Annotated in this window: 12 protein-coding genes; 9 read left to right on the top strand and 3 right to left on the bottom strand. The window is 72.1% G+C overall.

The window, feature by feature from the left end; all coding sequences use genetic code 11:
- Positions 1-2: 2 nt before the first annotated feature.
- Complete coding sequence (locus OG295_RS12280) at positions 3-1,283, bottom strand: alanine racemase (RefSeq protein ID WP_371676912.1); 1,281 nt, start codon at positions 1,281-1,283, stop codon at positions 3-5.
- Between the two features lie 258 nt (positions 1,284-1,541).
- On the opposite strand from OG295_RS12280, the gene OG295_RS12275 reads away from it, so the two are divergent.
- Both OG295_RS12275 and OG295_RS12270 read left to right on the top strand, forming a co-directional pair.
- Positions 1,542-2,324, top strand: coding sequence for an IclR family transcriptional regulator (locus OG295_RS12275; protein ID WP_371676911.1), 783 nt, complete (start codon positions 1,542-1,544; stop codon positions 2,322-2,324).
- Complete coding sequence (locus tag OG295_RS12270; protein WP_030226332.1) at positions 2,321-2,731, top strand: RidA family protein; 411 nt, start codon at positions 2,321-2,323, stop codon at positions 2,729-2,731. The genes OG295_RS12275 and OG295_RS12270 overlap by 4 nt, the downstream gene beginning before the upstream one ends.
- A gap of 81 nt (positions 2,732-2,812) precedes the next feature.
- On the opposite strand, the gene OG295_RS12265 is transcribed toward OG295_RS12270, so the two are convergent.
- Positions 2,813-4,150 (bottom strand): M14 family metallopeptidase, encoded by a 1,338-nt coding sequence (locus tag OG295_RS12265; protein WP_371676910.1) that lies wholly within the window; start codon positions 4,148-4,150, stop codon positions 2,813-2,815.
- A 125-nt stretch (positions 4,151-4,275) separates the two neighbouring features.
- Positions 4,276-5,970, bottom strand: a complete 1,695-nt coding sequence (locus OG295_RS12260) for a chitinase (protein ID WP_371676909.1) — start codon at positions 5,968-5,970, stop codon at positions 4,276-4,278.
- Between the two features lie 350 nt (positions 5,971-6,320).
- On the opposite strand from OG295_RS12260, the gene OG295_RS12255 reads away from it, so the two are divergent.
- From OG295_RS12255 to OG295_RS12225, 7 genes are read left to right on the top strand one after another with little or no spacing between them, the layout of a single operon-like run.
- Entirely contained in the window at positions 6,321-7,202 is an 882-nt protein-coding gene (locus OG295_RS12255) for a hypothetical protein (protein WP_371676908.1), read from the top strand.
- A gap of 47 nt (positions 7,203-7,249) precedes the next feature.
- Complete coding sequence (gene cpaB / locus OG295_RS12250; protein ID WP_371676907.1) at positions 7,250-7,951, top strand: Flp pilus assembly protein CpaB; 702 nt, start codon at positions 7,250-7,252, stop codon at positions 7,949-7,951.
- A gap of 7 nt (positions 7,952-7,958) precedes the next feature.
- The gene (locus OG295_RS12245) at positions 7,959-9,239 is read left to right on the top strand and encodes a CpaE family protein (protein ID WP_371676906.1); all 1,281 of its coding nucleotides are present in this window, start codon (positions 7,959-7,961) and stop codon (positions 9,237-9,239) included.
- Positions 9,240-9,242: 3 nt separating this feature from the next.
- Positions 9,243-9,626 carry a TadE/TadG family type IV pilus assembly protein gene (locus OG295_RS12240; RefSeq protein ID WP_371676905.1) on the top strand — a complete coding sequence of 128 codons (384 nt, stop codon included), beginning with the start codon at positions 9,243-9,245 and terminating at the stop codon, positions 9,624-9,626.
- Positions 9,627-9,663: 37 nt separating this feature from the next.
- A complete protein-coding gene (locus OG295_RS12235) occupies positions 9,664-9,999 on the top strand; it encodes a TadE/TadG family type IV pilus assembly protein (protein ID WP_371676904.1) in 336 nt (111 codons plus the stop codon).
- Positions 9,996-11,342 (top strand): CpaF family protein, encoded by a 1,347-nt coding sequence (locus OG295_RS12230; protein WP_371676903.1) that lies wholly within the window; start codon positions 9,996-9,998, stop codon positions 11,340-11,342. Before OG295_RS12235 ends, OG295_RS12230 begins: the two co-directional genes overlap by 4 nt.
- Positions 11,339-12,277: a type II secretion system F family protein gene (locus OG295_RS12225; protein WP_371676902.1), complete on the top strand. Its 939-nt coding sequence runs from the start codon at positions 11,339-11,341 to the stop codon at positions 12,275-12,277. Before OG295_RS12230 ends, OG295_RS12225 begins: the two co-directional genes overlap by 4 nt.

Below are 12,277 nucleotides of genomic sequence, written 5' to 3'. Positions count from 1 at the left end.
GGTCAGAAGAAGGTGCGGACGAATTCGGTGACGGTGCCGTCGGACTGCACCAGCGGGATCAGCGGCCACTTCTCGAAGATGGTGCAGGGGTGCGACATGCCGAGGGCCACCCAGTCGCCGACCTGCACGTCGTCGGCGGAACCGGTCTCCAGCCAGGCGTGCTGGTCGGACAGTTTGACGACGCGGATCCCGGTGGCGGGCCGCTCCTCGCCGGTGAGCGCGTCGCGGACCAGTTCGGCGTCGGGCAGGCCGAGGTCGTAGGCGATGTCGCGCTTGCCGGCGTTGACGAAGGCCTGGGTGGGGGAGGGGCGGGAGACGACCTGGGTCCACAGCCGGAAGGCGGGGCGCAGTCCGCCCTCCTCGGGGACCCGGTTGAAGGGGGTCAGCCGGGTGTACCAGCCGTGGTCGTGGGAGACGTACGCACCGGAGCGCAGCAGCCGCAGCACGGGGCGGGAGAGCTCCGGGATCGCGGCGAAGACGTCGGCGACGGCGTCGAACCAGGCGGAGCCGCCCGCGCTGACGACGATCTCCTCCAGGTCGGGGGCGAACCGTCCGGCCTTGTCGAACTCGACGGCGAGGCCGGTGAGGCGGCGCAGGTAGGCGTGGACGGAGTCCGGGTCGGCGTCGGGCACCTCGGCCTCGTAGCCGGCGATGCCGGTCAGGCGCAGGGTGGTGGTCGCGGCGACGGCGTCGGCGACGGCGCGGCAGTCGTCGTCGGTGCGGGCGCCGGTGCGGGCGCCCTCGCCGGCGCCGAGTTCGACGACCACGTCGAGGACGGCGCCGCGGCCCTGGAGGGCGCGGTCCATGAGCTGGACGCCGCGGACGGAGTCGACGTAGCAGACGAAGCGGAAGTCGGGGTCGGCGGCGAGTTCGGCGGCCACCCAGTGCAGGGCGGCGGGGTCGACGAGCTCGTTGGCGAGGAAGATCCGCCGGATGCCGAAGGCGCGGTAGACGCGGGCCTGGTGGGGGACGGCGGCGGTGATGCCCCAGGCGCCGTGTTCGAGCTGGCGCTCGAAGAGCTGCGGGGCCATGCAGGTCTTGCCGTGCGGCGCGAAGGCGAGGTCGTGGCGGCGGGCGTACTCGCCGAGGGCGGTGAGGTTGTGCTCCAGGGCCTCCGCGTCCAGGGTCAGGACGGGGGTGGTGAATCCGCCGTCGTACAGGTCGCGGGCCTGGGCGGCGAGTTCGCCGACGGTGAGGCCGGCGCTCTGGGCGTCCGGGGGGAGCCCCTTGAACCGGTGGTCGACCGGTTCGTCGGCGAGCCGTCGGACTGCGTCGCTGGCCATGCGGATGCCTCCTCGTGCTGTTGCGTGATGCGCAACGAGCGTTGCGGGTGGTGCTTGTGGTGTCTAACATCCCGGATGACGACGGGTCAACGGCGCCCGGTTCCGGAACGGGCCGAAGGGGCCGAACGGGCCGAAGGGGCCGAAGGGGCCGGCGGGGCCGGCGGGCAGCGGGGCGGACCGGCGTACGGACCGGCGTACGGACCGGCGTACGGACAGGCCCGCGGACCGCGGGCGAGCGGACGGGACGAGGGGCGTGGCATGAGCCAGTCGGTGGAGCGGGCGCTGCGGATCCTGCCCGCGCTCGCGAAGGGACCGGCGGGCCTCGGCGAGGTGGCCGACGGACTCGGCGTGCACAAGAGCACCGCCCTGCGCCTGCTGCGCACCCTCCAGGCGCACGGCCTCGCCTACCGGCAGCCGGACGGCCGCTACCGGCTGGGGGCCCGCCTGTTCGCGCTGGCCGCCGAGGCCGTCGAGAACCTCGACGTCCGCGACGTCGCCCATCCCCACCTGGTCGAGCTGAACCGGCTCACCGGGCACACCGTCCACCTCGCCCTGCACCAGGACGACGAGGTGGTCTACGTCGACAAGGTCGACAGCCGCTACCCGGTCCGGATGTACTCGCGCATCGGCCGCCCCGTCCCCCTCACTGTCGCCGCCGTCGCCAAGCTGCTCCTGGCCGACCTGCCGGAGGACGACCGGCGTGCGCTCGCGGGGCGGATCGACTACCCGCGCTACACCTCCCGGTCGACCCCGGACGCGCAGGCGTTCCTCGCCGAGCTGGCTCTCGTACGGGAGCAGGGCTGGGCCGCCGACCTGGGCGGGCACGAGGAGGCCCTGAACTGCGTGGGCGCCCCGGTGCGCGGGCCGGGCGGGAGGGTGGTCGCGGCGATGTCGGTCTCGGCGCCCGGAGTGGTGGTCGGCGCCGGAGAACTGCTGGAGCTGTTGCCCCTGGTGCGCCGGACTGCCGACATCATCAGCCGGGAGTACTCCGGCACCGCGCCGGAGCCGCACCGAGAGCCAGAAGACGAGGACCTTCCGTGAGCGAGAAGACCGCCATCACCCCCGACACCCACACCGCGCCGCCCGCGAGGTTCTCGCACGGCGTGCGCAAGGGCAACATCCTCCAGGTCGCCGGCCAGGTCGGCTTCCTCCCGCACGTCGAGGGGCAGCCGCCGACGCCGGCCGGGCCGACGCTGCGCGAGCAGACCCTGCAGACGCTGGAGAACGTCCGCTCCGTGCTGGAGGCGGGCGGCGCGGGCTGGGACGACGTGATGATGATCCGCGTCTACCTGACCGACACCGCCCACTTCGCCGAGATGAACGGGATCTACAACACCTACTTCGAGGAGCAGGGCCTCAAGGAGGCCCCGGCCGCCCGCACCACGGTGTACGTGGGGCTGCCGGCCGGGCTGCTGATCGAGATCGACGCGCTCGCCGTCCTGGGCTGAGGGGGCGGGCGGGGCGCCCCCCTGGCGGTGGGGCGCCCCCCCCGCGCGCGGCGTCCGGCCGGGCCGGGAGCGGTACGGGGCTCAGGAGCAGTACTGGGCTTCCTTGCCGATCGAGCGGTACATGCAGTCGGCGTTCTCCAGGAGCTGGAGCACGGCCTCCTTGTTGCGCGAGGTCTCGCGGTCGATGACCTCGTCGGGCGGGTAGAAGCCGCCGCCGCTGCCGGATTCGGACGGGTACATCTCGAAGGTGTAGGCGAAGACCTTCTGGTTGCCCCACAGCCAGTCGTCGATCGTGCCGTCGGTGATGTACAGGTCGCTCGACTGCTCGGGCGTGTAGCCGTTGCTGGCCGCCATGCCCGTGCCGATCTTCTTGTAGGCGGCGAGGTCGTCGGCGGTCATGCCGGGCGCGGTGTCGTTGTACGTCCAGCCGAAGGGCCACAGGACCAGCTGGCTGTACGTGTGGAAGTCGATGGCGGCCTTGATCTGCTGCTTGCCGCCGACGACGCGGCTGCGGACGAAGTCGGAGACCACCTTGACCTCCGGGGCGGAGGCGGCGGCGGGGCCGCGGTAGGTCTCGGAGCCCTTGCTGGAGCTGGAGCCGCCGCAGCAGCCCCACTTGTAGTCCCAGTTGCGGTTGAGGTCGGTGCCGACGGCGGAGGAACCGCTGTTGGGCTGCCGGTTCTTGCGCCAGGAACGGTAGGAGCCGGTGGCGATGTCGTACTCGCCGCCGTCCGGGTTGAGGTCCGGGACGATCCAGATCTCGCGGCTGTTGACCATGTCGGTGATCCGGGGTTCGGTGCCGTACTTGGATCCGAACTCCTTGAGCAGGTAGAGGGCCATCTCCACCGTGAGGTGCTCGCGGGCGTGCTGGTGCGCGGTGAAGAGGACCTCGGGCTCGGCCTCGTCGGTGCCGACGTTGTCGCTGATCTTGATGGCGTAGAGGTTGCGGCCCTCGTACGACTTCCCGATGACCTGCTTGCTCATGATCCCGGGGTACTGGGCGATCCGCTGGTCGATCTCCGCGTTCGCCTCGGCGTAGTTGTGGTAGTTGGAGTCCGCCGACGGGAAGTCCATCGGGTTGGCCTTGGTGCCGCGCTCGCCCCGGTCCGGCGGGCCGGGCAGGGCGGTGAGCCGGTAGCCCCGGGCCCGCAGTTCCTTGGCCTGCACGGGGTCGGCGCTGACCACGACCGAGCGGGCGTCCACCTCGTCGATCGAGACGCCGGAGCTCAGCAGGGCGGTGCGTTCGGCGGCGGTGGACGGGCCCTGGATCTCGTACTGGACGATGGCCTCGTCCTGCGTCGCGGTGGACGGGGTGGGCGGCGGGGCCGCCGTCGCGCTCATGCCGTAGGCGGGCGCGCCGAGCGCGAGCGCGAGGAGGGCCGCCGTGACGGCGGCCCTTCCGCGGTGGTGGAGCCGCATGCGTTCTCCTGGGTGGGAGTGTGGGGGTAGCCGTGCGGACGCGCACAGCGTGCTCTCATGGCATGTCCCGGTCAAGAACCCCGTCTTTCCGGGGAACCCGAACCGGCCACCCCCACACCTACCGCCTACGGGAGGCCGTGGACCTTGGGACCCACCGCGTTGGACCAGGCACTACCCGCCTTGGCGTCCCAGTTCGTCGACCAGGTCATCGCGCCGCGCAGCCCCGGGTACGTCTTCGACGGCTTGAAGGAGCCGCAGCCCGTGCCCTTGGCCAGGCAGTCCAGGGCGTTGCTGACGACCGTCGGGGAGACGTAGCCGCTGCCCGCGCCACTGGGGGACGCCGGGACGCCGATGCCCACCTGCGAGGGGTCGAGCCCGCCCTCCAGCTGGATGCAGGCCAGCGCCGTCAGGAAGTCGACCGAGCCCTGGGAGTAGACCTTGCCGTCGCAGCCGTTCATCGCGCCGCTGTTGTAGTACTGCATGTTCACCACGGTCAGGATGTCCTTGACCGCCAGCGCCGTCTTGAAGTAGCCGCCCTGGGTGGACTGCATGTCGATGGTCTGCGGGGCCATCGTCAGGACGAACGAGGGACCCGCCTTGGCCGCCAGGGCGCGCAGCGCCTGGGTCATGTACGTCGGGTTGAGGCCGTTCTCCAGGTCGATGTCGATGCCGCTGAAGCCGTACTCCTGCATCAGCGCGTACGCCGAGTTCGCCAGGTTGTTCGCGGAGGCGGAGTCGTTGACGGAGATGGTGCCCTTCTCGCCGCCGATGGAGAGGATGACGGACTTCCCCGCCGCCTTCTTCGCCGCGATGTCGGCCTTGAACCGGTCCACGGTGTACCCGCCGAGCCCCGCCGAGTCGAGGTTGAAGGAGATGGCGCCGGGCGTGGTCGTGGCGTCGGCGAAGGAGACGGCGATGATGTCGTACTGGGCGGAGACGTCGGAGATCTTCTGGACGGTCGCGCCGTTGTCGAAGTTCTGCCAGTACCCGGTCAGGGCGTGCCTGGGCACCGACGGGTTCGGGTTCGGGCCGCCGCCCCCGGTCGTGGTGCCGGTGACCGCCGCCGACCTCGGGCCCTCGCCCGCCGCGTTGTACGCGCTCACCTGGAACGTGTACGAGGTGGCGGCGGCCAGCCCGGTGATCTGGGCGGAGGCTCCGGACGCCGTCTGGACGCGGACGCCGTCCTGGTAGACGTGATAGCCGGTGGCGCCGCCGACCGCGTTCCACGAAAGGGTGAGCCCGCTCGCGCTCTGGCCGGAAACGACGGTCCCCGAGGGGGCGCCCGGCACGCTCGGGCCGGGGTCGGTGCCGCCGCCCCCGTCCGGGCCGAAGACGCTGAACTCGTCGACCGTGTAGGCGGGCTGGCCGTACCAGCCGTGGGTCCAGACGGTGACCTGGGTGGTGTTCGGGCCGGTGGTGAAGGTGGTCGACAGCTTCTGCCAGCCGGAGCCGGAGCCGGGGGTCCAGGTGGAGACGTCCTGGGTGCCGGTACCGGTCGCGCCGAGGTAGACGTACGAGCCCTGGACCTGGGTGCTCAGCGTGTACGTGGAATTCGGCTTGACCGTGACGGTCTGACTGCACTGCGCGTTGTCCGAGCCCGCCGGGGTGGCGCGCAGGGCGCCCGCGCCGGCGTAGACCGGAGTGGTGACGACGGCTCCGCTGCCGCCGGAACAGGACCAGTTGGCGAGGCCGGACTCGAAGCCGCCGTTGCGGGCGACGTTGACGTCGGCGGCCTGGGCGGTGCCCGCCGCGAGGGCGGTCAGCCCGCCCGCGGTGAGGGTGGCGGCGCCCAGCAGGGCGAGGGAGCGTATGCGGTTCACGTGGGCTCCGTGGGGGGAGGAAGGGGGGAAGCGGAAGGAGGGGGAGTGGGGGTCCCCCGGAACGAACTGCCGGCGCAGCCAAGTTGGTCCAGACCAATCCCCGTGTCAAGGGTCTTTGCGAAGTGGCTTGAACTGTTCGGACTTCCGATCCCTGTTGTCCGGGTTTCCCGCCACCTGTGACAAGCCCTTCCGGCACGGGAATCACCAAGCCCCTGACCAGCCAGGGGTGGCGCGGTTATGGTGCTGGGGCAAGGGGGGAGCGCGTCGATCGTTTGCGGTCGCGCAGCATGTGCGCGTACGTGACGGCCGTGCGAACAGGCGTCGCGTACAGGGTGAACGGGGGGATTCGCGTGCCGACCGCCATCGCTGTCACCAGCGCCGACCTGGTGCTGCCCGCCCCCGACCGGCACACCCCCGGCGCCGCGGTCCTGCGCCCGCCCGGCGAGGCCGACCTGGAGGGCGCGCTCGCCGAGACCTCCGCCCTGCTGGAGCGGCACGGCCACCTCGTGGCCGTCGTACCGCCCTGGCTCCCGCCCGCCACCGTGCGCCGGCTGCACACCGTCCGGGCCATCCTGGAGACCGACCGCATCGCGCTCCTCGACATCGATCTGCCGCCCCTGGCAACCGCCGTGCTGGTGCGTCAGCTGCGCCAGCTCACCGTCTGCGACTTCAGCCCCGGGGTCATCGCCTCCGCCGCCCGGCTGCTCTCCCACTACATCCACGCGGGCGCGCTGCTGGGTACGGTCGCAAAGCTGGACCGGGTCCCCGTCGGGCTCAAGGCCCACGCCCGGTCCTGGTCGCCGAGCGCCCAGTTCGCCGTACTGGCCCACCCGACGCCGCATCTGGCCCGGCTCGGATCCGCCGGAGCCGCCTCGCAGGCCGCGCTGCCGCCGGGACCCGGCTTCGCCACCCACCTCACCTTCGCGCGCGGAGCGCTGTCCTCCGACTGGGTGACGGCCGAACTGGCCCCCGCCTGGCAGGTGCAGGGCGTCATGGAGAACCCGCTGCCCGCCGACTCCGCCGCCTGGTGGGCCACCCCGAAGCTCGTCGAGTTCGCCGCCGCCATCCCCGACCCGTCCGTGCTCTACCAGCTGGTCGCCTCGGTCCGCAGGGAGGAGTGCCGCTGGTGCGGCTTCGAGCTCATCGGCGACCGCTGCGGATTCTGCGCCGCACCCCTGGCCGCACCCCCGCCCGAGGCCCCCGCCCGTACCGGCACCCGTTCCAGAACCTGACCGGCCCGCCCCCGAACGAACCGAAGAACGGCGAGGTAGTACGGCCCATGAACTCACGCCAGCGCCGCGGCGTCATCCTGCTCCTGCTGTCGGTCCTGTGCGCCCTCGCGGCCTTCGCCGGGGTCCTGGTCGTGATCGGCGACGTCAACTCCAAGGTCGGGTCCGAGGTGGTCGCCTACCGCGTCAAGGGCGACATCGCCCCGTACAGTCCGCTCACGGCCGGCCAGTTCGAAGAGGTCAAGGTCCCCAAGCGGTGGCTCTCCGACACCGCCGTCACCGACCTGGGCGCGCTCCAGGGCAAGATCGCGCTCACCACCCTGAAGCGGGGCTCGCTGCTCCAGAGCGACATGTTCGTCGACAAGCCGCAGCTCCAGGCCGGGGAGCAGGAGATCGCCATCATGATCGACGCGGCGACGGGCGTGGCCGGCAAGATCACCTCGGGCGCCAAGGTCAACATCCTGGCCACCTTCAAGGGCGCCAAGGACACCGACCCCGCCCGCTCGGTCATCATCGTCGCCAACGCCCGCGTCCTGGGCGTCGGCAAGCTCACCGCCCTCGACAAGGACAGCGACAGGAAGGGCCCCGCCGAGGCCGTTCCGATCACCTTCGCCCTGAACACCAAGGACACCCAGCGCGTCGCGTACGCCGAGTCCTTCGCCGAGCACGTCCGACTGGCCCTGGTGGCCCCCGGCACCGACTCGACTCCCGGCCCGAGCGACCGCACGTACACCCTCGACGGGGACAAGTGAGGCCCGGATGACCACCCGAATCCTCCCCGCGGCCGGCGACCCGGACGCCGCCCGCGCCATCGTGGCGCTGCTCAGCCAGCTCCCGGACGCCGAGCCCGCCGCTCCCGTCCCCGATTCCACGACCCTCCTGGACACCCTGTTCCGGCTCGCCGCGGACTCCCTGGACGAACTGCCCGAGGTGGTCCTCGTCCACGAGCGGATCGGGCCCGTCCCCGCCTTGGAGCTGATCCGCGAAGTCGCCCTGCGCTTCCCCGCGGTCGGCGTGGTGCTGATCTCCTCCGACGCCGGGCCCGCCCTCTTCTCCGCCGCCATGGACTCCGGCGCGCGCGGCCTGATCGGCCTCCCCCTCGCCTACGAGGAACTCGCCGCCCGCGTCCAGGCCGCCGCCCAGTGGTCCGCGGGCGTACGCCGCCACCTGGGCCGCGGCCCCGAGGCGCCCGCCGGGCCGGGCGGCCGGGTGGTCACCGTCACCGGCGCCAAGGGAGGCGTGGGCGCCACGTTCACGGCGGTGCAGTTCGCGCTGGCCGCCGCCGCGGCGGGCCGGCGCACGGCCCTGGTGGACCTGGACCTCCAGGCCGGGGACGTGGGCTCGTACCTCGACGTGCAGTTCCGGCGCTCCATCGCCGACCTCGCCGGCATCCAGGACATCTCCCCGCGCGTCCTCCAGGACGCCGTCTACGAGGACCGCACCGGCCTGGCCCTGCTGCTGGCCCCGGCGGACGGGGAGCGGGGCGAGGAGGTCGACGAACGGGCCGCCCGGCACGTCATCGGCGCCCTGCGCGCCCGCTACGAGCTCGTCGTCATCGACTGCGGCACCCAGGTGACGGGCGCGAACGCCACCGCCGTGGAACTCGCGGACCTGGCCGTCATGGTCACCACCCCGGACGTGGTCGCCGTACGGGCGGCCAAGCGGATGGTCCGGATGTGGGAACGGCTCCAGGTGCGCAAGGCCGAGGACACCACCATGGTGGTCAACCGCTGGAGCAAGCACACCGAGATACAGCCCTCCCTGATCGAGAAGATCACCAAGACCCGGCCCACCCGCACCCCGGTCCCCGCCGCCTTCAAGGAACTCCAGGCGGTGGTGGACGCGGGCCGGGTGCAGGACCTCGACAACCGCTCGACGGTGAAGCAGGCCCTGTGGACCCTGGCCGGCGAACTGGGCCTCCTCGCCGCCCCGGACGCCCCGGCGGGATCCCCGGCCCCCGCCGCCGCCGGCTCCGGTGCGGCCCTCGCCCTCCGCGCGGCCGGCCCGGTGGCCCGCCTGCGGCGCGGCCGGGAGGGCTGAACGGTGACCGCGCGCGGGTCCGTACGCGGCGGGCGGGGGTGGTGCCGGGACCGGGGGCAGGTGGCCGTCGAGTTCGTCGGCATGGTCCCGCTCATCCTGCTGCTCGTGGCGGCGGTGTGGGAGTGCGTGCTGATCGGGTACGCCTTCTCGCTGGCGGGCAACGCGGCCGACCAGGGGGCGCGGGCGGGCGCGGTGAAGGGGGACGGGGAGTGCGACACGGCGGCCCGCAAGTACGTGGGGGGCGCCTGGAACATGTCCGTCGAGTGCGGTCCGGCCGGGAACCTGTACAAGGCGAAGGTCAGACTGGAGATCCCCGTCCTCTTCCCGGGGCTCGGCTTCGGCGCCATCGACGGCACGGCCGGCGCGGCGATGGAGCGGGAGGAATGACATGAGAAGGCGGCGCATCCGCTCCGACCGCGGCCAAGTGGCCATCGAATACATCGGCTTCGTCCCGATCCTGCTGTTCGTCGCACTGTGTGCGATCCAGCTGGGCTGGATCGCGTACGTCCACGAGCAGGCCGACACCGCCGCGCGGACCGCGGCCCGGGTCGAGGCCCAGCACCGGGGCCGAGGTGAGGCCGCCGGTCACGCCGCGATCCGCGAGGGCCTCGCGGCGACCGTCTCCGTCCCGAGCGGCGGGGACGCGATCACGGCGACCGTGACGATACCGATCAACTCGATCATCCCCGGACTGCACATCGACCCGGCCAGGGCCACGGCCGTCATGCCCAACACCGACCCGGACGGAGCCCGACCGTGAGCCTGCGTTCCCGGGTCAGCACCCCCGACGACCGCCACAGCCCCCGCGAGGACGGCCGCCTGGTCTCCTCGTACCGGGCCAAGCTCCTCGAAGAGATCGACCTCGCCGAGATGTCCGCGCTCGCGCCCGCCGAGCGCCGCGCGCGGCTGGAACGCGTACTCGGGCACATCATCAGCCGCGAGGGCCCGGTCCTGTCCACCGCCGAGCGCGCCCAGCTGATCCGCCGCGTCGTCGACGAGGCCCTCGGGCTCGGTGTCCTCGAACCGCTCCTCGAAGACGCCTCGATCTCCGAGATCATGGTCAACGGCCCCGACCAGATCTTCGTCGAGCGTTCCGGCCGGGTGGAGCAGCTCCCGATCCGCTTCGCCTCGCACGAGCAGCTGATGCAGACCATCGAGCGCATCGTCTCCACCGTCAACCGCCGTGTGGACGAGGCCAATCCGATGGTCGACGCGCGCCTGCCCAGCGGCGAGCGCGTCAACGTCATCATCCCGCCGCTCTCCCTCACCGGCGCCACCCTCACCATCCGCCGGTTCCCGCGCGCCTTCACCCTGCCCGAGATGATCGCCCTCGGCTCCCTCGACGAGCAGATGCTCCTGCTCCTGTCCGGGCTGGTGCAGGCGAAGCTGAACCTGATCGTGTCCGGGGCCACCGGCACCGGCAAGACCACCCTCCTCAACGCCCTCTCCGGCCTGATCCCGGAGGGCGAGCGCATCATCACCATCGAGGACTCCGCCGAACTCCAGCTCCAGCAGGCGCACGTGATCCGCCTCGAATCCCGCCCCGCGAACGTGGAGGGCAAGGGCCAGATCACCATCCGCGACCTCGTACGCAACTCCCTGCGCATGCGCCCCGACCGGATCATCGTCGGCGAGGTCCGCGGCGGCGAGACCCTCGACATGCTCCAGGCCATGTCCACCGGCCACGACGGCTCCCTCGCCACCGTCCACGCCAACAGCTCCTCGGACGCGCTCACCCGCCTGCAGACCCTCGCCTCCATGTCCGAGGTGGAGATCCCCTTCGAGGCGCTCCAGGACCAGATCAACAGCGCCGTCAACGTCATCGTGCAGCTCACCCGCTTCGGTGACGGCTCGCGCCGCATCACGGAGATCTCCATCCTCGAATCCCACGGCCGCGAGCCCTTCCGGATCACCACCGTCTGCCGCTACGTGGCCCAGCCCATGGGCGCCGACGGACGCGTGCACGGCTACTTCGCGTACGCCCCCCTTCCCCGCCGGATCGCGGAGCGCCTCTACATGAACAGCCAGCCGATCCCCCAGGCCTTCGGCGTCGCACAGCCCGACGCCCTCCTCGACCCGCTCACCCCCCGGACCGTCCTGTGAACCACCTCGTCCTCCTCACCCTCGGCGCCACCCTGCTCGCCGGGCTGTTCACGGCCCTCGGGGTGCACGCCTACTCGGCCGGGCTCGCCCAGCGCGCCGCCCTCATCGAACGCCTCTCGGCGAGCGGCGAACCCCCGCCGACCGGACGCAGGCGCCGCTTCCGCGGCGTCGACCGCCGCCTGCGCCGGACGGCGCTGGGCCGCCGCATCGAACTGAAACTGGCGACCACAGGGCTGGACCTCACCCCGGGTGAGTTCTTCGTCTACATGCTGCTGGCCGTCGCGGGCACATGGCTGGTCTGTTCCTCCCTGCTGGCCCCGTTCTTTGGGCCGGTGGCCGGACTGATCGGCCTCTGGTCCGCCAACGCCTTCCTGAACTGGCAGCGCGCCCGCCGCACGGAACGCTTCATCAACCAGCTCCCCGAACTGGCCCGGATCCTCGCCAACGCCACCCAGGCCGGCCTCGCCCTGCGCACCGCCATCGGCATGGCGGCGGAGGAACTGGAGGCCCCGGCGGGCGAGGAACTGGCCCGGGTCGCGGACCGGCTCGCCGTCGGGCACTCCATCGAGGAGTCCCTCGGGGAGATCGTCGACCGGCTCCCGTCCCGCGAACTGGTCGTCCTCGTCTCCACCCTGGTCCTCTCCGCCCGCGCGGGCGGAGCCATCGTGGGCAGCCTGCGCAACCTCACGGTGACCCTGGAGCAGCGCAAGGAGACCCGCCGGGAGATCCGTACGCAGCTCTCGCAGGTGACGGTGACGGCGTACCTGGTACCGGCCATCGGACTGGGGTCGCTGCTGCTGGTGAACGCGATGATGCCGGGCGCCCTGGACCGGATGACCGGCGCGCTGGTCGGCCAGGTCGCGGTGATCGTCGCCCTGGGGCTCTTCGCGCTGGGCTTCGTCCTGATCCGCCGGCTGTCGAAGATCGACGTGTGA

This window comes from Streptomyces sp. NBC_01276, from assembly GCF_041435355.1.
In the GTDB taxonomy this organism is placed as follows: domain Bacteria; phylum Actinomycetota; class Actinomycetes; order Streptomycetales; family Streptomycetaceae; genus Streptomyces.
Note: the sequence above shows the minus strand (reverse complement) of the source record. Positions and strands in the feature narration are given on the sequence as shown.